The sequence below is a fragment of the Blastococcus sp. TML/M2B genome (assembly GCF_016612865.1).
In the GTDB taxonomy this organism is placed as follows: domain Bacteria; phylum Actinomycetota; class Actinomycetes; order Mycobacteriales; family Geodermatophilaceae; genus Blastococcus.
This window is the reverse complement of sequence record NZ_JAENZZ010000002.1, coordinates 672,918-693,602: the sequence shown is the minus strand read 5'-3', so window position 1 is coordinate 693,602 and position 20,685 is coordinate 672,918. Positions and strand designations below refer to the sequence as shown.

The following is a 20,685-nucleotide window of genomic DNA, read 5'->3' as shown; positions in this document are numbered from 1 at the left end:
GCTCCACACCCAGCTCCCGGCGCCCGGGCGTGCTCGACCCGCCCTCACCGGGGTGCCACCGATCCGTAGTCGGCCCGGTCGACCGGTTCGTCGGTGAGCCCGTCGTCGGTGGGCACCTCCAGGGGGCTGCCGTCGACGCTGAACCGGACCTCGTCCACCCCGGGGAACTCGGTCACCGTCCAGACGATCTGGGCGACGGCGAGCTGCTGGTTGCCCCCCAGGAGACCGGTGAACTCACGGGTGACCGTGACGGTGACCGAAGGGTCGTCCGGGGTGGGTCCGCTGTGCCGCAGGGTCTGCGGTGCCAGCGCCGTCCGCAATCCTGCGTCGACCTCGGACGGTGTCAGCCCTGCGACGAGCAGGTCCAGGGCGGCGTGCACGTCGGCCGGTCCGACGGGCCGGGACACCGCCTCGAGCTGACGGCCGCGGATGAACCACAGCTCGACGGCGCCGTCGTCCACCACCGGCTCGGTGGTCGAGGTCCGAGCCGGGGCCCCGACGACGAGGCTCTCGGGCCGGTCCTGGGTCGGCACGCCGCAGGCGGCGAGCGCCATTCCCGAGGCGAGGGAAGCAGATGATCAGTCGTCGCACGACGCCTCCCAACGGGGCAGGGTGACGGTCAGACGTGCTCCGCCCTCGGGGCTCTCGGACAGCGAGACGCTGCCGCCCATGCCCCCTACGTGCCGCGCCACCAGCGAGAGCCCCAGACCGGAGCCGTCGGACCGAGCTCGGTTCGCGTCGCGCCCACGGGCGAACCGCTCGAAGACGCGCGACCGTTCGGCCTCGGGGACACCGGGGCCTGCGTCGTCCACCAGGATGCTGGCCTCGGCCGGACTCGCCTCCACCCGGACAGCCGTAGCGCCGCCGCCGTGCTTCTCGGCGTTCTCCAGCACGTTGCTCACGACCCTCTCCAGGCGTCGCTTGTCCGCACGTACGACGGCCGTCCGCGCATCGGGGGCGACGACGAGGGGAACAGCCGGCCCGCCGGTGGTCTGGCGCCTGGACAGGGACTCGGTCACCAGGTCGGCCAGGCGGACGTCCTCGAGCACGGCATCTTCCGCGCCGGCGTCGGCGCGGGAGATCTCCAGGAGATCCGCCACCAGCCGCTCGAAGCGGGTGACCTCGGCGCGGAGCAGCTCCAGACCCTCGCGCCCGTCCTCAGGGAGGTGTCCGTCGTACGCCTCCAGCAGCGCGAGGGCACCTGTGATCGTGGTGAGCGGGCTGCGGAGCTCGTGGCTGACGTCGGCGGCGAACCTGGCGTCGCTGCGGACCCGCTCCTCCAGCCTGGCCACGGTGGCGTTGAACGACCGGGCGATGGGGATCAGGGACGGATCCCCCTGCGGATCGATGCGGGCGGTCAGGTCGCCGGCCGCGATCGCTGCCGCCGCGCCCGCCACCCGGTCGAGCGGGCGGAGCGTCGGCCGCGTGGCCCAGCTGCCGACCAGCAGCGACGCCGGAACCACGGCCAGGGTCGCGCCGGCGAGGACGCCGGCGAGCACCCGGTAGGTGTGGTCGAGCTCGTCCAGCGGGAACACCTCGAAGTAGCCGCCGCCGGTCGTCTCGAGGGGCACGCCGATCCCGAGGACCGTCTGGCCGTCCACGTCGAACCGCTGGCGGGCGGGGGTCCCGTCCAGGACCACCTGCCGCAGGCGGGGCGGTATGTCGTCGCGGCCGACCGTCAGCGACGTGGTGATCCAGCGGTCGCCGTCGCCCAGGAGGGACGTGGATCCGGTCTCTCGCGGGAGCTGCGACAGCAGCTGTTCGGAGGACAGCCCAGCGGCTCCGGATGCGCGCTGGACCTGCGCCGCGTTGGCCATGGTCTGCGCCAGCGTGGCCCGTTCCCGGCCGACGAGCAGGTAGCGGGACACCCCGAGCCACACCCCGACGGCGAGGACGATGCTGAGCACGACGGCCACGGTGGTGAACGCCAGGGTGGCGCGGCCGCGCAGGGTTCCCGGCCAGCGGGCGGCTCTCATGCCGGCACCCGGTACCCCAGGCCCCGCACGGTGGTGACCACCTCCGGTCGGGCCGGATCGGCCTCGACCTTCTTGCGCAGCCGGCGGATGTGCACGTCCACGAGGCGGGAGTCCCCGAAGTAGTCGTAGCCCCACACCCGTTGCAGCAGGTCCTCGCGGCTCAGGACGCGGCCGCGGTCGGCGACGAGTTCGACGAAGAGGCGCAGCTCGGTCTTGGTCAGCTCGATGGGCACACCGTCGCGGGTGACCGAGCCGGCGAGCGGGGACACCTCGATGCCGTTGACGACGATCGTCGGCGGCTCGCCGCCCCCGCGGTTGCGCCGGGCGATGGCGCGCACCCGCGCCACGATCTCCTTGGGTACGAACGGCTTGGTGACGTAGTCGTCCGCGCCCGCCTCCAGTCCGGCCACGACGTCGTCGCTGTCGGACCGGGCGGTCAGCATGATGACGGGAGTCGTACTCGTCTTCCGGATCTCGCGGCACACCTGGAAACCGTCGAGGCCGGGCAGGCGGAGGTCCAGGAGGACCACGTCGAACGGCCGGCCGCTCAGACGGGCCAATCCCTCCTCGCCGGAGGCGGCACCGCTCACCTCGAAGCCCTCGCGCTGCAGGGTCATCTCGACCACCCGGCGGATGCGGGCGTCGTCCTCGATGACCAGAACCGACTGCGGCACGTCGGGCAGTGTGCCCGCGTGCGCACGGCCTGAACGGTCCACGTCCGAACTGTGCATCTCCTCTCCACGGGAAGGCGGGCTGAGCGCGGAGATCGTCACGGATCTGTCATGGCCGGGCGGACTACCGCCACAGGGCGGGGGAAGGGCACCTCGTCGGCAACCGGCGGCGGGAGGCATCGGGTGGACGTCGATCTCACGACGACGGGGTCGGTGGTGGGGGCGCTGGTCATCAGCCTGCTGCTGGCCGCGCTGCACGTGGCGGCGCCACGCATCCGTCGGCTGCCCCTCGTTCCCGAGCGGGTGACCGGCTCCTTCGCTGGGGGCCTGGCGGTGGCGTACGTCTTCCTGCACCTGCTGCCGGAGCTCGCCGAGGGCAACGAGGCGATCGGCGAGGCCCTGAGCGACGTGCTGGAGCCGACACCGCTGCTGGACCTCGGCATCTTCCTGGTCGCACTGGCCGGATTCGCCGCCTTCTACGGGCTGGAGCGCCTGGCCCGGTCCCGGGCGGCCACGGCGGGGGGAGCGCGGGAACCGGCCGGGGTCTACTGGCTGCACCTGGGGTCGTTCATGATCTACAACGCCCTGATCACCTACACGATGGCCCTACGGCTCCGGACCGGCGTCGCCTTCGCCGTCCTGTTCGCCCTCGCGATGGGCCTGCACTTCGTGCTCACGGACCGCTCGCTCGAGGAGCACTACCCGCGCCGGTTCCCCCGCAGCGGCCGCGCCCTCCTCGCCGCCGCCCTCCTGCTCGGGTGGGGCCTGGACGCGCTCTTCGCACCCACGAGCACGGTGGTCGTCGCTCTTCTCACCGCGCTGCTCGGTGGATCCATCCTGCTCAACGTCTTCAAGGAGGAACTGCCCTCCACCGGCCGGTCGAGCTACGGCTGGTTCCTCACCGGCCTGGCCTTCTACGCCGCGCTGTTGACCGCGGTCACGGCGCTGGGGAAGTGAGGGTGCTGGGCGCCGCCGGGTCGTCCGTGGTCTCGCGTGGCGCGCTGGCCACGCAGATCCGGGCGCTCGGATGCCGGGGACCCGACGAGTCCGCGCAGGGGGCCATCGCTGCCCTCGACGACGGCCTGCTGGTGCTCGACGCCGCGGTCGAGCCGTCTGCAGCGCCGGACCCGCTCGGCGTCCGGCCGGTGCGGCGGCTGTGCGCCCGGTACGTCCCGACGGTGTGGGGGCGCACCGGCGTCGGGGATGTCCGACCCACCGGTTCCCGCGCCGAGGGTTCCCCGGGACCGCCGGGGTCCGGACATCAGGGGCCGGAACCCCCGCATGTCAGTTCCGTGACAGACGGCGCTGTGGTCGTTTTCCGGTCGCCGGCTCGGGCAGCCCGTCATTGCACGGGGATCGACCGGCAGGCGGAGACGTGTCGAGCAGGCCCGCAGCCACACCGAGGACCTGCGCCACAGCGGGCCGCGCCACGTGGGCCTCGGAGGCGGAACCGCACGCGCCCGCGGTGCGCCGCGAGTCGCCGTCGGTGAACCGCGGGAACCGGCCCGCCGCCCCTGACGGAGAGGAGTACCGACATGGCACGCAGGAGTTCCACCACAGCGCGTCTGGGCGCGGCGGCCGCTGCGGCCGCTCTCGCCCTGACCGTCAGCGGTTGTGGCGACGAGACGCCCGACGTCGACGACAGCGGCGCGATCGGCCCGGACGAGGCCGTGAACGAGGACCTGAAGCTGCTCCAGGTCCAGCTGGCCTACCCGGAGGACGGGGTGTACGAGCCGGGCGAGGATGTGCCCCTCTACGCAGGCATCGCCAACACCGGTGAGCCCGAGGACGACCTGGTCGACGTCCGCGGGCCCGACTTCCTCGACAGCAGGATCACCGTCGACGGCGAACCGGGGGTCATCCGTGTCCCCGAGGACGACAACGTCTACGTCGGGGCGGAGGGAGCGCCCTCCATCGTGCTGGAGGACGTGCAGACCACTCTGCGGTCCTCGGAGTCGATACCCGTGACCTTCGTCTTCGAGGAGGCGGGGGAGGTCACCATCGACGCGATGGTGGCCGCCGAGGGGCAGACCCCGAACCCGTCCTTCGACTTCGAGAACCCCGCCGACGACCCGACCGACGAATGACGGCCACCCCGGTAGCCCCCGCATCCCTTCCCCGGCGGACGGGCGAGGCGCGCGAGCGCTGTCCCGGCTCGTCGCCGGAGGCACCAGGTGCGGGACACGTCGTCACCGCGGCCGACGTGATGATCGCCGGCCCGAAGGTCGTGTCCGGTGACGTCTCGGTCGGAGACGTCCGGCACGTGTTCGAGGACGACCACGTGGTCATGGTCCTGCTCGCCGAGCGGGGCTTCCTCCTCGGCGCCCTGCTCCGTGGAGACCTGCCGGACACCGTCCCCGCATCCGCGCCCGCACTTCCGCTGTCGACCACCAGTGGCAGGACTGTGCTGCCGACGGAGCCGGTCGCGGCCGTGCTCCGTCGGCTGCGGGACGCCCGTGCCCGCCGGCTGGCCGTGGTCGATGGAGCGGGTCGCCTCCTGGGACTGGTGTGCCTCAAGCGCAGTCGTACCGGCTTCTGCAGGGACGCCGGTGTGGCCGCACGCAGCCGGGCGACCTCCCGGAGCCGTGGTCGGCAGGGAGGCGCTGACGTGGGAAGTCCGAGGAACGCATGACCTGGCTGGCGATCCTCCTGATGGTTGTCGCAGCGGCGTGCGCGACGGCCGGCGCGGTGGTGGCCCTCGGGCAACGGTCCGGCGCCGCGGAAGAGGCGGGGACACAGCGCGGGATCACGGTGCTGTGGTTGCTCGCTGCCGCAGTGGCCGCAGCGGCGATCGGCGCGGCCATGCTGGGCGCGCACGCCACGCGCTCGGCACAGATCGGCGTCTTCGCCGCTGCAGCAGCGACTGTCGCACTACCCCTGATGGCGGTCGGGCTCAGCCGGCGAGCCCGCAGGTCCGACCGAGACCGACGGTCGAGCCGCAGCGGCCGAGCCTGAGCAGCGTCGGGATCGCGTGCCGTCCGGGACGGCGGCCCGTACCGAGGAGCCACTCAGCGGGCGGGCTGCGCGTGCACCCGCACGCCGACGATCCCGCTCACCGTGTGCGCCAGCGCGCGCAGCGCCCGCTCCTCGGTCTCGACGGCGCCCTCGGGGCTGCCCGACGTCCGGCTGATCGTCGCGTAGCCGTCGGTCACGGCGACCTCCCAGGCGTCCGGCTCACCGGTGTACTCGGTCACGAGCCGGACCAGGTCGGCGCGCAGCCGCTCGTCCGGGACCAGCAGCGTGCGCAGCAGGTCGCGCCGGCTGATGATCCCCACCAGCCGCCCGCGGTCGGTGACCGGGACGCTGCGCAGCCGCGCGTCGACGAACAGGCGCGCGATGTCGGCGACGTCGGCGGTGGTCTCGACCGTGCGCACCTCTGTCGTCATGATCCCGCGCACCTCCGCGGGAGGCGGCTCGCCGTCGGCGACGTCGCGGAGCACGTGCGCGCGCGGGTCCCGGGGCAGCCGGCCCCGCAGCACGTCGGCCTCGGCCACGATGCCGAGCACGTGGCCCTCGTCGTCGACGACCGGCAGCGCGGCGAACCCGCGCTCGGCCAGCAGCTCCGCGGCGTCCTTGGCCGAGGAGCCCGGCCGGACGGCGACCACCTCGGTGGTCATCACCTCGTGGGCACGCACGGGTCCTCCTCGCCGTCGGGCAGCTGGGGATCGAGCCTAGGGGGACGGCGGCGTGCTCGGGTGCTCCCGGACCGGCACGACCGCGAGCGGGCAGGTGGTCCGGTGCAGGACCGCGTGCGTCGTCGACCCGAGGCGGGCCAGCCGGCCGCGGTGCCGGTGGCCCACGACGAGCAGGTCGGCCGATGCCGACGCGGCCAGCAGCGCCGCCGCGGGTCGGCCGCGCACCACGGACTCCTCGATCACCAGCTCGGGCTCCGCCGTCCGCCAGGGGGCGATCACCTCGCTCAGCAGCTGCTCCTGGTCGGCGGCCAGGACGCTCCAGTCGACCACCGGCCCGAAGCTCCCGAGGGCGGCCTCCGCCGCGAGGTCCCGCCACGCGTGCACCGCCGTGAGGACCGCGCCGCGGGCGGTGGCCTCGGCGACGGCGACGGCGAGGACGGCGGCGTCACCCGGCCCGCCCTCCACGCCGACGACCACCTCGGGCCGGCCGTCTTCGCGCCTCACGACCTCGTCGGGCAGTGCGATCACCGGGCAGTGCGCGTGCTGCACCAGCGCCCCCGCGGTGGACCCCAGCAGCAGCCCGGGGAGCCCGCCGGCCCCGCGGCGCCCGGTCACGAGCAGCGCGGCCCCGGCGGAGAGGGCCAGCAGCCCGTCGACGGGGTAGTCGTCGACGACCGCGGTGTCCACGTCGGTCAGGTCGCTCCCCGCGCGGACGGCGTCGGCGGCGGCCTGCACCAGAGCGGTGGCGCTGGCGTCGAACCGCTCCTGCACCTCGCGGTCGGCCATCGGCACCGCGTCCCCGGCGCCCTGCCGCGGGGTGACGTGGACGATCAGCAGCCCGGTCGCCCGGCGGCGGGCGCACTCCGCCGCGTACAGGGCGGCCCGGGTGGACGCCTCCGACCCGTCGACGCCGACGACGACCCGTCCCGCCGCGGACACCTGTGCTCCGGTCACCCCGCACCTCCCGTCTCGAGCCCCGTCCGGCGGGGCTCTCCAAGTCCTACCGGACGGGGGCGCGGATCGGGGGCGGGGGTGCCGGCGGAGCTCCGGCCGCCGCCTGCACGGACCCCGTCCGCGGTGGCACCATGGAGCGCGGACCGGGGAGCGCCCGGGGCGCTCGCCCCCGCGGACCGGCCCGCGGAGGGATGGAAGCCCGTGGCCACCAGCCAGCAGTTCCCGCGGCCGCGCCGTGCCGAGCCCGTGCTCATCACCGAGGCGCAGGTCAGCCAGGTGGACCAGCACGCGGCCCGCAAGAAGCGCTACGCCCTGACGATGCTGGTCCGCGGCATCTGCCTGGTCCTGGCGGCGGTGTTCTACCAGATCGTCTGGCTGATGCTGATCTTCGCGTTCCTCGGCACCGTGCTGCCCTGGATCGCCGTCGTCATGGCCAACGACCGGCCGCCGAAGAAGAAGCAGCACGTCAACCGGTACGTCGCCGGCCCCGACCGGCAGCTGGAGAGCCGCCCGCACCGGGTCATCGACGGCTGACCCGGTCAGACCTCGGCGGCGACCGCTCCCGCGGTGCTGGGCGCGGCGTGGTGCCGGCCGATCGGCAGCACCAGGGGCTTGCCGGACACCGGGTCGACGATCACCCGGCTCGCCAGCCCGAACACCGCGCGCACGCAGTCCTCGGTGAGGACGTCGCCCGGGGCTCCGGCCGCGTGGATCCGCCCGGCCTCGAGCGCCACCAGGTGGTCGGCGTAGCGGGCGGCGAGGTTGAGGTCGTGCAGCACCATGACGATCGTGGTGCCGCGCACCGCGTTGAGGTCGGTGAGCAGGTCGAGCACCTCGACCTGGTGGCTGACGTCGAGGAACGTCGTCGGCTCGTCGAGCAGCAGGACGTCGGTCTGCTGGGCCAGCGCCATGGCGATCCACACCCGCTGGCGCTGCCCGCCGGAGAGCTCGTCGACGGCCCGCTCGGCGAGCTCCGTGGTCTGCGTGGCCTCCAGCGCCGCCGCGACCGCCGCGTCGTCCTCCCGGCTCCACCGGGAGAACACGCCCTGGTGCGGGTGCCGCCCGCGGCCGACCAGGTCGGAGACGGTGATGCCCTCGGGTGCGATCGGCGACTGCGGCAGCAGGCCGAGCGTGCGGGCCAGCTCCTTCGCCGGCATCCGGTGCACCGCGGCGCCGTCGAGCAGCACCCGACCGGCCCGCGGCGCGAGCAGTCGCGACATCGACCGCAGCAGCGTCGACTTCCCCGACGCGTTGGCGCCGACGATCGCGGTGATCCGGCCGGCCGGTACGGCCAGGTCCAGCCCGTCGATCACGGTCCGCTCGCCGTACGCGAGCGTCAGCTCCTCGGCGACGAGCGAGTGCGTGGACGTCATAGCGAGCCTCCGGCCCGGTTGGTGCGGACGATCAGGTAGACCAGGTAGGGCGCGCCCAGCACGCCGGTGACGACGCCGACGGGGAAGCGGGTGTCCAGCGCGAACTGGCCGACCAGGTCGGCCACCAGCACCAGGAGGGCGCCGACCAGCGCGGCCGGCACGAGCAGCGAGCCGTTCGGGCCCACGATCCGTGCCGCGATCGGGCCGGCGAGGAACGAGACGAACGCGATCGGCCCGCACGCGGCGGTGGCGAAGGCGACCAGGCCGACGGCGGCGACGATCGCGATGACCCGCGTCCGCTCCACGCGCACACCCAGCGCGGCGGCGGTGTCGTCACCCAGCTGCAGGGCGGCGAGGTTCCGCGTCTGCCCGAGCAGCACCGGGCCGAGCACGAGCAGGGCGACCAGCGCCGGCCCGACCGTCGTCCACGAGGTGCCGTTCAGGCTGCCGGTCAGCCAGCGCAGCGCCTCCTGGTAGTCCCACTGCCCGGCGCGCGACAGGACGTACTGGATGACGCTGGTGAGCATCGCGCCGACGCCGATGCCGATGAGGATCAGCCGGGTGCCGGCCACCCCGTCCTTGAACGCCAGCGTGTAGATCAGCAGTGCGACGACCAGCGCCGCGACCACCGCCAGCGTCGACACCGAGGTGCCGTCCAGGCCGAGCAGCACGATGCCGACCACGGCCGCGGCGCTCGCACCCGAGCTGATGCCGATGACGTCGGGGCTGGCCAGCGGGTTGCGCAGCATCGTCTGGAAGGTGACGCCGGCCAGCCCGAAGGCGAGCCCGGCGACGACGGCCAGCACGCCGCGCGGCAGCCGCAGCCGGCCGACGGTGAACGAGGCGCCCGGCACCTGCTCGCCCAGGACGACGCGCAGCACGTCGCCCGGCGGGTAGAAGGTACGGCCGACCATGAGAGTGACCGCGAACGCGGCGACCACCAGCACCGCCAGGACGGTCGACGACGACCCGGCGGCGCGCCGCGCGGCGGACCCGCTGCCGGGTCACGGCGTCGACGACGGTGGCCGCGGGGGCGACGACGGCGGTCACAGCTCGCGCACCCGCTGCCGGCGCACGACGGCGATGAAGAACGGGGCGCCGACCAGGGCGGTGATGATGCCGACGTCGAGCTCGCCGGGCCGGGCGACGATGCGGCCCAGCACGTCGGAGGCGGTGACCAGGCAGGCCCCGGCGAGGGCGCTGAACGGCAGCAGCCAGCGGTGGTCCACGCCGACGAGCAGCCGGCACAGGTGGGGGACGACCAGGCCGACGAACCAGATCGGGCCGGCGACGGCGGTGGCCGCGCCGCACAGCAGCACGGCGCCCAGGGCGGCCAGGCCGCGGGCGAGGGCCACGCGCTCCCCGAGGCCTGCGGCGAGCTCGTCGCCGAGCGCGAGGGAGTTCAGGCTGCGCGCCGACAGCAGGCTGATGACCAGGCCGACGGCGAGGAACGGCAGCACCGGCGTGATCGTGGAGACGGTCGCGCCGCCGACGCCGCCGACCTGCCAGGACTGCACGTCGGCGGCGATGTCGCCGCGCGGCAGCGCGATGGCGGTGACGAACGACGTCAGGGCGGCCGAGGTGGCGGCTCCGGCCAGCGCCAGCTTGAGCGGGGTGGCGCCGCCGCGGCCCAGCGAGCCGACCGCGTAGACGAACACCGCGGCCAGGGCGGCGCCCGCGATCGCCGTGAAGATCTTGCTGGTCGCGGTGAACAGGCCGAACCAGGCGAGCCCGGCGACGACGGCGAGCGAGGCGCCCATGGTGATGCCGAGGACGCCCGGGTCGGCCAGCGGGTTGCGGGTGACGCCCTGCATCACCGCGCCGGAGAGGCCCAGCGCGGCCCCGACCAGCACCGCGAGGAACGTGCGGGGGATCCGCTTGGTGACCGCCGCCTCCGCGACGGTCTCCTGCGAGCCGCCGAGGGCCGCGACGATGTCGGACCAGCCGACGCCGCGGGAGCCGATGGCGACCGAGGCGGCCATCAGCAGGACGAGGGCCGCCAGGACGACGACCAGCCAGAGGAACCGCACCGACCCCGGGCGCCGCGGGGGAGCGGCGTCCGGGGTCGGGACGGGGAGGACCGAGGTCACGAGGAGATCGTCACAGCCGTCCGTCGCGGGGCGGTCAGGAGGCCTTGTCGGCGGCCTCGGCGAGCATGCCGACGTAGTCGGCGAGGACCCAGGAGATGGCCAGCGGCGTCGGGTTGGCGGCGGTGCCCAGCGGGGTGTCGGGCAGCAGCACGATCGCGCCGTTCTTGACCGCGGGCATCTGCGAGAGCAGCGGGTCGGCGTTGAGCGCGTCCACCAGCTCCTGGTCGCCGTAGGTGACGATCAGCTCGACGTCGTCCAGGGTGTCGATCTGCTCGGCGCTGATCGAGCCGGAGAACTTCTCCGGGTCGGTCGAGGCGTCCTGCACGCTCGCCGGCGTGGTCAGGCCGAGGTCCTCGAAGAAGGCGCTCCGCGGTGTCGTAGGGGGTGTAGAAGCTGACCTCGCTGAGGTCGGTGGTGTCGACGTGGGTGAGGAACATCGTCGCGCGGCCGGCGAGCTGCGGGTACTCGCCCACGGTGTCGGCGATCTCCTGCTCGAGGTCGGCGACCAGCTCCTCGCCCTCGGCGGCCATGCCCATGCCGGCGGAGTTGATCTCGATCATGTCGCGCCACGAGGTGGCCCACGGGCCCTCGGGGTAGGCGATGACCGGCGCGATCTCGCTGAGCGTGTCGTAGTCCTCCTGGGTCAGCCCGGAGTAGCCGGCCAGGATCACGTCGGGCGCGGTGTCGGCGACGGCCTCGAAATCGATGCCGTCGGTCTCGTCGAACAGCACCGGCACGTCGGCGTCGAGCTCCTCGAGGCGCTCGCTGACCCAGGGGAGCAGGCCGTCGCCGTCGTCGTCACCGAAGTTCGCCGCGGCCATGCCGACCGGCACGACGCCGAGGGCCAGCGGCACCTCGTGGTTGGCCCAGGCCACCGTGGCCACGCGCTCGGGCTTCTCGTCGATGGTCGTGGTGCCGAGCGCGTGCTCGATGGTGATCGGCTCGAAGTCGCCGGCGCCCGAGGACGACGCGTCGGCGTCGTCGGAGCAGGCGGCGAGGCCGCCGACCAGGAGGGTGGCGGCGGCCAGAGCGACCAGTCGCGGTGCGCGGTGCATGGTGTCCTTCCAGCGGAGGGCTGCGGGCCGCGCAGCGGCACCGCAGGAGCAGGCCGACCGGGGTGAGGGTCGGCTAAGTGAGGCCCGCCTAACCTAAGTGGCGGGCTCCGGCCGTGTCGATCACGGAACGATCACGATCACCGAGGGTGCTGTCATCATGGACACCGCGCGGCCGCGTCCGGGGACGGGCGACGGCCGGCGAACGGACCACGGAAGGGATCCCGATGAGCAGCAGCGACATCCTCGAGCGGCCCGACGTCCGCGACGCCGACACCGGCAGCGCGAACGAGGTCTTCCACTACGTGCGGAAGAACAAGATCGCCGAGAGCGCGGTGATGGGCACGATGGTCGAGGCCCTGTGCGGCGAGGTCTTCCCGGTGACCAAGAGTCCCAAGCCCGGCAGCCCGGTGTGCCCGGCCTGCAAGGAGATCTACAACCAGCTGAAGAAGGACTGAGCTAGCCGCCGTTCAACCGCCGGGCCTCGGCGGCGAGCTTCGCCTCGCGCCGGGCCCGCCGGCGCGGGTCGTGCCGGCGCAGCGGCGCCGGCCAGCGGGCCTGGATCGTGGCGTTGAGCTCGGCGCCGAGCAGGACCGCCATGCCGAAGAAGAAGCAGAACAGCAGGATGCCGATCGGCGCGGCCAGGGCGCCGTACGGCAGCGCCGCGGTGAGGACGTCGGCGACGTAGGTCCGCAGCACCGTCGCGGCCACCATGAAGAAGCCCAGTGCCAGCACCGCTCCGGGGAGGTGCCGGCTCCACGGCAGCCGGTTGGGCAGTGTCACGTTGTAGAAGCTGGTCAGCGCCAGCAGCAGCCCGACCAGCACCAGCGGCCAGTAGATGCCGTTGACCAGCACGGTCGCCACCGGCTGCCAGTCGGCGGGTAGCAGGTCGACCAGCACGCCGCGGCCGAGCACCAGCAGCGGCAGCGTCAGGACGGCGACGACCATGCCCACGACGAACAGCCACAGCGCCTTGAGCCGGGTGCGGATCGGCCCGCGGACGTCGCGCTGGTCGTAGGCGATCACGGTGGTGTTCATGAAGGTCGCCGTCGCCGAGGAGCCGGCCCAGAGCGAGAGCAGGAAGCCCAGGCTGACGACGTCGAGCCGGCCCGAGCTCAGGATGTCGTTCAGCGTGGGTGCGACCAGGGAGTCGACGACGTCCGGGGTGAGCACCTCGGCGGAGGCGCTGAGCAGGTTGTCCTCGATCTGCCGGACGGCGTCGGCACCGATGACGTCACCGAGGTAGCCCAGCGACCCGAGCAGCCCGATGAGCAGCGGCGGCACCGAGAGGATCTGCCAGAACGCCGCCTCGCCGGACAGCCCGAGGATCCGGTCCTGCCACGCCTTCGCCACCGTGCGACCGAGGACCTCCAGCGGGACGCGCAGGACCGCCGGCCAGGCGGCCAGCCGGCCGCGGGGCTGCCCGACGCGGGTGGCGCCGGTGCCGCCGGGGGGCTGCGCGTCGACGACCGGATCACCGGGCCCCTGCACCTCCCCGGTCGAGCCCGCGGAGCCGCCGGCCTGCGCCGGCGGCGGACCGCTGGGCAGCACGGCGCTCATGCGCCCAGTGTGCACGTCACCGGCCGCGTTGCCGGGCGGTTCCTCGTCGGGAGCCGCCCTCCCGGGGGAGCCGGTCAGCGCACCCGCCGGCCGCCGGGAGCCCGGTCGCCGGGCCGCCGGCCGCCGGGACGCCGCCCGCCCGGGGTGGGTGCGCCCCCGGGCACGGTGCCCTCCGGGCCGGGCGGCGGAACGGTGCCCTCCGGGGGCACGCAGTTGATGACCGCCTCGGCGTTGTAGCGGGTCTGGAAGTCCTCGCGCTTGATCTCGCGGCCGGTCGCGGGGTCCTTGAACACCCGCGTGACGGTGATGTCGAAGCCCGGGACACCGGACTGCCGGGTGCAGTTGCCGTTGTCGACCTTGTCGATGACCGCCGGCTGCCGCGGGTTGCGCCGCTCGCTGCTGATCGACTCGATGTCGTAGCGCTTGGTCCCGTAGAACGTGACGGTCAGCGCCGACGGCGTCCACCGGGTGTCGATGAAGACGCCGGTGTCGCTGTCGTTGCGCCACTGGAGGTCGATCGCGCCCTCGTACACCGTCGCCTCGCGGCCGGCCGGGTAGCGGCTGATGTAGAAGCTGTGCGGCTTGTGGAAGACGTCCTCGAGGCCGGCGAAGAACACCGCGTTGAACATCGTCGTGGCGAACTGGCTGATGCCGCCGCCGACGGCCTTGGACAGCTCCCCGTTCTGGATGACGGCGGCCTCGACGTAGCCCTGCGCCGTGCCCCGCGGGCCGGTGAAGGTGTTCAGGCTGAACGTCTCGCCGGGCAGCACCAGCGCGCCGTCGACCTCCTCGGCCACGACCCGGATGTTCTCGCCGCTGGCGGCGTTGCTGATGTTCGTCGTGAAGCTGCTGATCTCCTCGCGGATGCCCAGTGCCTCGGCCTGCTGCGTGGTGAACTCCGCCGGCACGGGACCCGGCTCGGCGGTCACCGAACGCGGCGCCGGGTCGTCCAGCACGGGCAGCAGCTGCTCGGCGAGGTGCGCCGGGTCGATGCCGGTGCCGTCGACGGAGGGCACGATCTGCACCGAGCCACCGACGACCTCGAAGCGGGCGTCCCGGGCGGGCGTGCCGAACACCGCCAGCTCGTCGCCGAGGGCCTCCTGCAGCGCCACCGGGTCGATGCCGACGTCCAGGGCGCCGTCCTCGGTCGGCGTGAAGGTGAGCGAGGCGGCGATCGCGGTCACCGGCACCTCGGCGGTCTCCCCGTTGCCGGTCACCTCGACGGGGGCGGCCAGCGCCGGCTGCACCGTCCCGGTCAGCACCCGCTCGGCCTCGGGGGTGTCGACGGCGGCGGGCTCGACGCGCACGGGCAGCTCGAGTGCAGCGGCGGGGTCGGCGGTCAGCGCCGCGGTGATGGTCTCCTCGGCCGCGTCGCGGTCCAGCGTGCGGCCGTCGACCGGCTCGATGACGCGGGCGTCCGTGCCGTCGATCGCGATGGTCGCGTCGGCCGGCGCGCGGTCGACCTGCTCGGCGAACGTCGCCAGCTGCGCCTCGAAGGAGTCCAGGTCGTCGGCGACGGCGGACTCGTCGACGGCGACGACCGGCTCCACCTCGCGGTCGCCGAACAGCGAGGTGAGCCGGGTCCACGGGTTGAGCGGCTGGTCGTCGGCGGCGTCGACGGTCTCCGCGGCGTCCAGGCGGAACCCGGCCCGGCTGGGGGAGAAGACGCCCTCGACGTCGTCGGCCACGACGGGCCGGTCCGCGGTCACCCGGTCGGCGAGCTGCTCGGTGAGCGCGGCCTCGGCGCGGGCGGGGGAGAGGCCGCCGATCTCGACCCCGGCGACCACGGTCGAGCGCGGGACGCTGCCGGAGGAGAGGGCCAGGTCGGCGCCGTACACGGCGGCGAGCAGGACGAGGGCGCCGGCGGGCACGAGCACCGCCGGGCGCCGCCACCGCGGCGTGCGCGAGGTGCCCTCGCCCCCGGCAGGAGGCAGGGCGCCGCCGTGGCCGCTACCGGAGCCGCCCGCGTACGGGGCGTCGTCGGCGTGCGCGGGAACCGCGGCGGGCAGCACACCGGTGGCGTCGTCGGCAATCGGGTCGGGCGACGGCGCGGCCGGGGGGTCGGCCAGCGGGGGAGCCGCAGCCGACGGTGGGGCGGGCGCGTCGCCCAGCTCGACCGGCGCCGTCCGGTGGACCGGGTCGGGCTCGGGCTCCGTGGCGACCTCGGGCTGGGCCGCAGGGATGGGCTCCCCGGTGAGCTCGGCCTGCGCTGCGGCTTCGTCCTCCGCGGCGGCCCGGGGCTCCGCGGCGAGCTCGTCCTCCGCGGGGACCGGGTGCTCCGCTGCGGGGTCGGACTCGGGCGCGCCGCTGAGCCAGTCGCGGGGCACCGGACGGGTGTCGTCGATCGCGCCGCCGTCGGCCGCGAAACCGCTCTGCGGCCCGGGCGTGTCCACGTCGTCGGACGCGGGGCGGGACGCCTCGACGGGCGGCCGGCTGTCCGGGCCGTCCGCGCGCATCCGCACGGTCTCGTCCTGCGCAGGGTGGTGCTGGGTCACGCTGGGTTCCTCCGGTCGCCGTGTACCGGGGGTGCCCGGGAACGACGGAGCCGCCGGTCCCCCCTCCGCCCGGGGCGGGGGAGAGGAGCCGGCGGCGTCGTCGGGTGAGGCTGTCATCGCGGGCGCGACGATAGCCGTTCTCTCACGCAGTTACGCGCTGCTCGCCGTCTGTGTCGATGATGTCGACGGCGATGTCACGGAGCTTGCTCTCGTACTCGCGCGCGTGGTGCCCGCAGAAGACGAGGTCGCTGCCACTGGCGAGAACGACTCGCACCTTGGCCAGAGCCCCACAGCGGTCGCAGTGGAAGGGAACGACGAGGTCATCGGTGGGCGGGGTCGTCGTCAGCGTCTGGGTCATCTGGCTCATCACTCGCTCTCTACCGCACGGATCCGCGGATGCGGATCGGCCTCCTGCACAGCGCCAGGATGGCCCCTCGTGTTCCCGCTCAGCCGGTGGCGAACCCGGACTCGCAGATCGAGATGAGTCCGTGATGTGCCGTGGGGAGTGCGGGTTCAGCAGGGGACGTCACTGGGGTGGAACCGGTCGTGCTGGTGCTGGTCTCGCATGCCGTCCCGGTCGGGTGACCGGGGCGGCCGTGGGTCCGCTGCTGTCTTGACGCCCCCCACGCTACGCGGTCTGCCCGCGGCGTGCTGCTGTGACACTGCGGTCCTCCGGACCGCACCGCGGCCAATTGCCGTCCCCCCGCTGCCACGAGCGCGTCCGTCGCGCCTGCGCGGGACCCTCCGGGCCCCACTCGGCACGACACGACTGCACCGCGGCCAGGAGCCGTCCCCCCGCTGCCACGAGCGCGTCCGTCGCGCCTGCGCGGGACCCTCCGGGCCCCACTCGGCACGACACGACTGCACCGCGGCCAGGAGCCGTCCCCCCGCTGCCACGAGCGCGTCCGTCGCGCCTGCGCGGGACCCTCCGGGCCCCACTCGGCACGACACGACTGCACCGCGGCCAGGAGCCGTCCCCCCGCTGCGACACGCCCCCGCCGAGTTCGACGAACTGGTGGCGATCAGCGCCTGATGACCACGAGTTCGTCGCATTCGCCGTCGGGCGCCGCTGGCCGCGCTGACGTCCGGAGGACGTCAGTCGAGGTAATCCCGCAGGACCTGGCTGCGGCTGGGGTGGCGCAGCTTGGACATCGTCTTGGACTCGATCTGGCGGATCCGCTCGCGGGTCACGCCGTAGACCTGGCCGATCTCGTCGAGGGTGCGCGGCTGGCCGTCGGTGAGGCCGAAGCGCAGCCGGACGACGCCGGCCTCCCGCTCGGACAGGGTCTGCAGGACGCTGGTCAGCTGGTCCTGCATGAGCGTGAAGCTCACCGCGTCGACGGCGACGACGGCCTCGGAGTCCTCGATGAAGTCACCGAGCTGGCTGTCGCCCTCGTCGCCGATGGTCTGGTCCAGGCTGATCGGCTCCCGGGCGTACTGCTGGATCTCCAGCACCTTCTCCGGGGTGATGTCCATCTCCTTGGCCAGCTCCTCCGGGGTGGGCTCGCGGCCCAGGTCCTGGAGCAGCTCGCGCTGGATGCGGCCGAGCTTGTTGATGACCTCGACCATGTGCACCGGGATGCGGATGGTGCGCGCCTGATCGGCCATGGCGCGCGTGATGGCCTGCCGGATCCACCAGGTGGCGTAGGTCGAGAACTTGTAGCCCTTGGTGTAGTCGAATTTCTCGACGGCGCGGATGAGGCCGAGGTTGCCCTCCTGGATGAGGTCCAGGAACGCCATGCCGCGGCCGGTGTAGCGCTTGGCGAGGGAGACCACCAGGCGCAGGTTGGCCTCGAGCAGGTGGTTCTTGGCCCGCTCGCCGTCGCGGACGATCCAGTTGAGGTCGCGGCGCATCTGCGGGGTGAGCTTGATGCCCTCGTCCTCGACCTGGCGCAGCCGCTCGGAGCCGTAGAGACCGGCCTCGATCCGCTTGGCGAGGTCGACCTCCTCCTCGGCGTTGAGCAGCGCGACCTTGCCGATCTGCTTGAGGTAGGCGCGGACCGAGTCGGCCGAGGCGGTGAGCTCGGCGTCCTTGCGGGCCTGCCGCAGCGCCTCGGACTCCTCCTCCTCGTCCCACTCGAAGTCACCGCTGCCCGGCTCGGCCGCCTCGTCCTCGGCGGGTGCGACCTCGACGCCGTCCTTGCCGGTCATGACCGTCTCGTCGAGGGTCAGCCCCTCGGAGCCGGCGTCGACCACGGCGACCGTCGTCCCGTCCCGGGCCACGGCGGTCAGCACCGTGCCCTCGCCGGCGGTGGTGGAGGAGGCGATCGCCGGCTTGGCCTTGCCCGTGCCGGCCGCCTTCGCGGGCTTCTTCGCCGCCGGCTTCTTCGCCGCTGCCCCGTTCGCCGGGACCGCGGCGGTGGCCCTCGGGGCGCGGGCGCCGGCGGCCACGGTCCTGGACCGCTTCGGGGTGCTCGCGTCGGCGGCTTCCGGTGCTGGCTGGTCGGCGGGCACTCAGGTTCCTTCCCGGGGTGGGGACGAACGCCGGGCGGGCCGCGGTGGTCCTCCCGGGTAGCGACCCCGGCACACGCGCTCCGGCAGCAGGGATCACGGTCGACCTGCGCGGCGTTTGACCGCTGGCCGGCCGGGGGATCCCTCCCGGCTGGAGTGCAGCGGGCTGGGGCGTGACCATTGTAACGACGGACCACCGCGTTTCCACCGTCCCGCGGCCGTCGTCCTGACCAGCGCGGTCAGCCCTCGGGCCGCTCGTGCGCCGCCAATGCGGCCCCGACGATGCCGGCGTCGTTCTGCAGCTGCGCCGGCACGACCGGTGTCCGGGTGCTCAGCAGCGGCACCCACTTGTGCGCCTTCCTGCTGACCCCGCCGCCGACGATGATCAGGTCCGGCCAGAGCCCGGCCTCGAGCACGTCGAGGTAGCGATCGACCCGGGCGGCCCACTCGGGGTAGCCCAGCCCCTCGCGCTCCCGCGCCGACGCAGCGGCCCGGCGCTCGCCGTCCTCGCCGTCGACCTGGATGTGACCGAACTCGGTGTTGGGCACCAGGTGCCCGTCGACGAACAGCGCGCTGCCGATCCCGGTGCCGAACGTCAGCATGAGGACGACGCCGGCGCGGTCGCGGCCCGCGCCGTAGCGCATCTCGGCGATCCCGGCGGCGTCGGCGTCGTTGAGCGTCTCGACCGTCCCGGGCACGTGCGCGCCGAGACCGGCGTCCACGTCGGTGCCGATCCAGCTCTCGTCCACGTTGGCCGCGGTGTGCGCCACGCCCTGCTTCATCACGCCGGGGAACGTGACGCCGATCCGCCCGGTCCAGCCGAAGGAGTCCACGATCCGCCCGACGACGCCGTAGACCGGTTCGGGGAGCGCGGGCTGCGGGGTCTCGATGCGCACCCGTTCGCCGATCAGCTGCCCCTTCTCGAGGTCCACCAGGCATCCCTTGATGCCGCTGCCGCCGATGTCCACCCCGAAGCCCTGCATCGGCTCAGGCTAGTGAGGGACCCCGCGGGCCGCCCGGGTGCGCGATCATCGGCGGGTGACCGCCACCGCACCCGACCCCACCGCCCTGCTGGCGCTGGCCGTGGCCACGGCCCGGGAGGCCGCGGAGCTGGTCCGCTCCGGGCGGGCCGGCGCGGCCGACGACGTGGCCGTCAAGTCCAGCCCCGTCGACGTCGTGACCGCCGTGGACACCGCCAGCGAGCACCTGATCGTGGGGCGGCTGCTCGGCGCCCGGCCGGACGACGGCGTGCTGGGGGAGGAGGGCGCCGAGCGGAGCGGGACGACCGGCGTCCGCTGGGTGGTCGACCCGATCGACGGCACCGTCAACTTCCTCTACGACCTGCCCGCGTACGCGGTCTCCATCGCCGCGGAGGTCGACGGCGTGGTCCGCGCCGGCGTCGTCCTCAACGCTGCCACCGGCGAGCTGTTCACCGCGGTCACCGGCGGCGGGGCGTTCCTGGCCACCCCGGCGGCGCCCGAACCGGTCCGGCTGACCGCCAGCGGGGCGGGAGTGCTCGACCAGAGCCTCGTGGCGACCGGCTTCGGCTACCGCGCCGAGCAGCGCCGGGCGCAGGGGGCCGTCGTCGCCGAGCTGCTCCCGCGGGTGCGCGACATCCGCCGGCACGGCAGCGCAGCACTCGACCTCTGCTCGGTCGCCGCGGGGCGGATCGACGCCTACTACGAGTCCGGGCTCAACCCCTGGGACCACGCCGCCGGCGCGCTGATCGCGGCCGAGGCGGGCGCGGTGGTCACCGGGCTGCGCGGGCGAGCGGTCGGGGATCCGATGGTCGTGGCCGCCGCCCCGGGGATCGCCGCGGCGTTCCTGGACCTGCTGGGCGAGCTGCACCCGGACCCGGGGAGCTGACCGCTCAGCAGTCGGCCGCGGCCTCCTCGGCCGGGGCGAGCGCCGCGGTGACGGCGTCGTCGGAGGCCAGGCTCTCGCCGATCACGAACTCCGGGCCGAGGACGAGGTCGACCTGCTGGGTGGCCCGGACGTCCTGGTACAGCTCGGCGCCGGGCAGGTACAGCGCCACGAAGGCCGCCGTCCCCTTGCCGCTGGGGCCGTGCCGCACCTCGCCCACGCCGGTGACCTCGCGGCCGGAGTTGTCGTTGGCGATCTCGGCGATCGTGAACCCGCGGGCGCCCAGGTCGTCGGCGACGGACTGGGCCAGGCCGCCCTGGTCGGAGGCGTTGTAGACCCGCACCGACACCGTCGCCGGGTCCAGGGCTTGCGGCGCGGCCTCCGCCTCGGCGCAGGCCGCGTCCTTCTCGGCCCGCAGCTCGGCGTCCTGGCGGAAGACGTTCCACCAGACGCCGCCGGCGACCAGCGCCAGCACCAGCAGGAAGACGATCGGCGGCAGGGGGCGGCGCCCGCTGCGCGTGCGCACCGCGGGTGCCTCGGTGCGCAGCGTCGTCACGCCCGCGAG

At 74.1% G+C, this 20,685-nt stretch carries 22 protein-coding genes and 1 pseudogene; 7 read left to right on the top strand and 16 right to left on the bottom strand.

Annotated elements, in window-relative coordinates; genetic code table 11:
• Window positions 1-44: 44 nt before the first annotated feature.
• From JKP75_RS11910 to JKP75_RS11900, 3 genes are read right to left on the bottom strand one after another with little or no spacing between them, the layout of a single operon-like run.
• Window positions 45-554 carry a GerMN domain-containing protein gene (locus tag JKP75_RS11910; protein ID WP_200493107.1) on the bottom strand — a complete coding sequence of 170 codons (510 nt, stop codon included), beginning with the start codon at window positions 552-554 and terminating at the stop codon, window positions 45-47.
• A gap of 24 nt (window positions 555-578) precedes the next feature.
• Window positions 579-1,976, bottom strand: a complete 1,398-nt coding sequence (locus JKP75_RS11905) for a HAMP domain-containing sensor histidine kinase (RefSeq protein WP_200491017.1) — start codon at window positions 1,974-1,976, stop codon at window positions 579-581.
• Complete coding sequence (locus tag JKP75_RS11900) at window positions 1,973-2,650, bottom strand: response regulator transcription factor (protein ID WP_309229780.1); 678 nt, start codon at window positions 2,648-2,650, stop codon at window positions 1,973-1,975. The genes JKP75_RS11905 and JKP75_RS11900 overlap by 4 nt, the downstream gene beginning before the upstream one ends.
• Before the next feature lie 180 nt (window positions 2,651-2,830).
• Here JKP75_RS11900 and JKP75_RS11895 point away from each other — a divergent pair, with 180 nt between their 5' ends.
• The 4 genes from JKP75_RS11895 (at window position 2,831) to JKP75_RS11880 (ending at window position 5,602) form a co-directional block, all read left to right on the top strand.
• Window positions 2,831-3,604 carry a hypothetical protein gene (locus tag JKP75_RS11895; RefSeq protein ID WP_200491019.1) on the top strand — a complete coding sequence of 258 codons (774 nt, stop codon included), beginning with the start codon at window positions 2,831-2,833 and terminating at the stop codon, window positions 3,602-3,604.
• A gap of 578 nt (window positions 3,605-4,182) precedes the next feature.
• The gene (locus tag JKP75_RS11890; protein WP_200493106.1) at window positions 4,183-4,734 is read left to right on the top strand and encodes a hypothetical protein; all 552 of its coding nucleotides are present in this window, start codon (window positions 4,183-4,185) and stop codon (window positions 4,732-4,734) included.
• Window positions 4,731-5,279, top strand: coding sequence for a CBS domain-containing protein (locus tag JKP75_RS24645; RefSeq protein ID WP_200493105.1), 549 nt, complete (start codon window positions 4,731-4,733; stop codon window positions 5,277-5,279). The genes JKP75_RS11890 and JKP75_RS24645 overlap by 4 nt, the downstream gene beginning before the upstream one ends.
• Complete coding sequence (locus tag JKP75_RS11880; protein WP_200491021.1) at window positions 5,276-5,602, top strand: hypothetical protein; 327 nt, start codon at window positions 5,276-5,278, stop codon at window positions 5,600-5,602. Before JKP75_RS24645 ends, JKP75_RS11880 begins: the two co-directional genes overlap by 4 nt.
• A gap of 53 nt (window positions 5,603-5,655) precedes the next feature.
• Here the strand turns inward: JKP75_RS11880 and JKP75_RS11875 are convergent, their stop codons facing one another.
• Complete coding sequence (locus tag JKP75_RS11875) at window positions 5,656-6,282, bottom strand: HPP family protein (RefSeq protein WP_200491022.1); 627 nt, start codon at window positions 6,280-6,282, stop codon at window positions 5,656-5,658.
• 36 nt (window positions 6,283-6,318) lie between these two features.
• Complete coding sequence (locus JKP75_RS23970) at window positions 6,319-7,236, bottom strand: universal stress protein (RefSeq protein ID WP_200491023.1); 918 nt, start codon at window positions 7,234-7,236, stop codon at window positions 6,319-6,321.
• A gap of 201 nt (window positions 7,237-7,437) precedes the next feature.
• Here JKP75_RS23970 and JKP75_RS23965 point away from each other — a divergent pair, with 201 nt between their 5' ends.
• Window positions 7,438-7,770 (top strand): DUF3099 domain-containing protein, encoded by a 333-nt coding sequence (locus JKP75_RS23965; protein ID WP_200491024.1) that lies wholly within the window; start codon window positions 7,438-7,440, stop codon window positions 7,768-7,770.
• 5 nt (window positions 7,771-7,775) lie between these two features.
• Here the strand turns inward: JKP75_RS23965 and JKP75_RS11860 are convergent, their stop codons facing one another.
• The 5 genes and pseudogenes from JKP75_RS11860 to JKP75_RS24635 form a co-directional block, all read right to left on the bottom strand.
• Window positions 7,776-8,609 (bottom strand): ABC transporter ATP-binding protein, encoded by an 834-nt coding sequence (locus JKP75_RS11860; protein WP_200491025.1) that lies wholly within the window; start codon window positions 8,607-8,609, stop codon window positions 7,776-7,778.
• Window positions 8,606-9,556, bottom strand: coding sequence for an iron chelate uptake ABC transporter family permease subunit (locus tag JKP75_RS11855; RefSeq protein ID WP_200493104.1), 951 nt, complete (start codon window positions 9,554-9,556; stop codon window positions 8,606-8,608). Before JKP75_RS11855 ends, JKP75_RS11860 begins: the two co-directional genes overlap by 4 nt.
• Before the next feature lie 99 nt (window positions 9,557-9,655).
• Window positions 9,656-10,699: an iron ABC transporter permease gene (locus JKP75_RS11850; RefSeq protein WP_200493103.1), complete on the bottom strand. Its 1,044-nt coding sequence runs from the start codon at window positions 10,697-10,699 to the stop codon at window positions 9,656-9,658.
• Between the two features lie 34 nt (window positions 10,700-10,733).
• Window positions 10,734-11,024 carry an ABC transporter substrate-binding protein gene (locus JKP75_RS24640; protein ID WP_375539250.1) on the bottom strand — a complete coding sequence of 97 codons (291 nt, stop codon included), beginning with the start codon at window positions 11,022-11,024 and terminating at the stop codon, window positions 10,734-10,736.
• 112 nt (window positions 11,025-11,136) lie between these two features.
• Window positions 11,137-11,754, bottom strand: a pseudogene (locus tag JKP75_RS24635) (ABC transporter substrate-binding protein); the annotation flags it as partial.
• A 224-nt stretch (window positions 11,755-11,978) separates the two neighbouring features.
• On the opposite strand from JKP75_RS24635, the gene JKP75_RS11840 reads away from it, so the two are divergent.
• Complete coding sequence (locus JKP75_RS11840; protein WP_200491029.1) at window positions 11,979-12,209, top strand: DUF3039 domain-containing protein; 231 nt, start codon at window positions 11,979-11,981, stop codon at window positions 12,207-12,209.
• Between the two features lies 1 nt (window position 12,210).
• Here JKP75_RS11840 and JKP75_RS11835 read toward each other — a convergent pair whose 3' ends face one another.
• The 5 genes from JKP75_RS11835 to ppgK form a co-directional block, all read right to left on the bottom strand.
• Window positions 12,211-13,311, bottom strand: coding sequence for a YihY/virulence factor BrkB family protein (locus JKP75_RS11835; protein WP_200491030.1), 1,101 nt, complete (start codon window positions 13,309-13,311; stop codon window positions 12,211-12,213).
• Between the two features lie 74 nt (window positions 13,312-13,385).
• A complete protein-coding gene (locus JKP75_RS11830; protein WP_309229779.1) occupies window positions 13,386-15,806 on the bottom strand; it encodes a VanW family protein in 2,421 nt (806 codons plus the stop codon).
• A 142-nt stretch (window positions 15,807-15,948) separates the two neighbouring features.
• Entirely contained in the window at window positions 15,949-16,173 is a 225-nt protein-coding gene (locus tag JKP75_RS11825; RefSeq protein ID WP_200491031.1) for a hypothetical protein, read from the bottom strand.
• Window positions 16,174-16,901: 728 nt separating this feature from the next.
• Window positions 16,902-18,260 (bottom strand): RNA polymerase sigma factor, encoded by a 1,359-nt coding sequence (locus tag JKP75_RS11820; RefSeq protein WP_200491032.1) that lies wholly within the window; start codon window positions 18,258-18,260, stop codon window positions 16,902-16,904.
• Window positions 18,261-18,496: 236 nt separating this feature from the next.
• Window positions 18,497-19,240, bottom strand: coding sequence for a polyphosphate--glucose phosphotransferase (ppgK, locus tag JKP75_RS11815; RefSeq protein ID WP_200491033.1), 744 nt, complete (start codon window positions 19,238-19,240; stop codon window positions 18,497-18,499).
• A gap of 55 nt (window positions 19,241-19,295) precedes the next feature.
• Between ppgK and JKP75_RS11810 the strand changes: the two genes are divergently transcribed.
• Window positions 19,296-20,123, top strand: a complete 828-nt coding sequence (locus JKP75_RS11810) for an inositol monophosphatase family protein (protein ID WP_200491034.1) — start codon at window positions 19,296-19,298, stop codon at window positions 20,121-20,123.
• A 4-nt stretch (window positions 20,124-20,127) separates the two neighbouring features.
• On the opposite strand, the gene JKP75_RS11805 is transcribed toward JKP75_RS11810, so the two are convergent.
• On the bottom strand, window positions 20,128-20,676 hold the full coding sequence (locus JKP75_RS11805) for a LytR C-terminal domain-containing protein (protein WP_200491035.1): 549 nt from the start codon (window positions 20,674-20,676) through the stop codon (window positions 20,128-20,130).
• Window positions 20,677-20,685 lie beyond the last annotated feature (9 nt).

Excerpts from the sequence above, each read along its gene's own strand:
- JKP75_RS11905 (WP_200491017.1), bottom strand. The coding sequence starts at position 1,976 with ATGAGAGCCGCCCGCTGGCCGGGAACCCTGCGCGGCCGCGCCACCCTG.
- JKP75_RS24645 (WP_200493105.1), top strand. The coding sequence starts at position 4,731 with ATGACGGCCACCCCGGTAGCCCCCGCATCCCTTCCCCGGCGGACGGGC.
- JKP75_RS11860 (WP_200491025.1), bottom strand. The coding sequence starts at position 8,609 with ATGACGTCCACGCACTCGCTCGTCGCCGAGGAGCTGACGCTCGCGTAC.
- ppgK (WP_200491033.1), bottom strand. The coding sequence starts at position 19,240 with ATGCAGGGCTTCGGGGTGGACATCGGCGGCAGCGGCATCAAGGGATGC.
- JKP75_RS11890 (WP_200493106.1), top strand. The coding sequence starts at position 4,183 with ATGGCACGCAGGAGTTCCACCACAGCGCGTCTGGGCGCGGCGGCCGCT.
- JKP75_RS11840 (WP_200491029.1), top strand. The coding sequence starts at position 11,979 with ATGAGCAGCAGCGACATCCTCGAGCGGCCCGACGTCCGCGACGCCGAC.
- JKP75_RS11910 (WP_200493107.1), bottom strand. The coding sequence starts at position 554 with ATGGCGCTCGCCGCCTGCGGCGTGCCGACCCAGGACCGGCCCGAGAGC.
- JKP75_RS11835 (WP_200491030.1), bottom strand. The coding sequence starts at position 13,311 with ATGAGCGCCGTGCTGCCCAGCGGTCCGCCGCCGGCGCAGGCCGGCGGC.
- JKP75_RS11880 (WP_200491021.1), top strand. The coding sequence starts at position 5,276 with ATGACCTGGCTGGCGATCCTCCTGATGGTTGTCGCAGCGGCGTGCGCG.
- JKP75_RS11825 (WP_200491031.1), bottom strand. The coding sequence starts at position 16,173 with ATGAGCCAGATGACCCAGACGCTGACGACGACCCCGCCCACCGATGAC.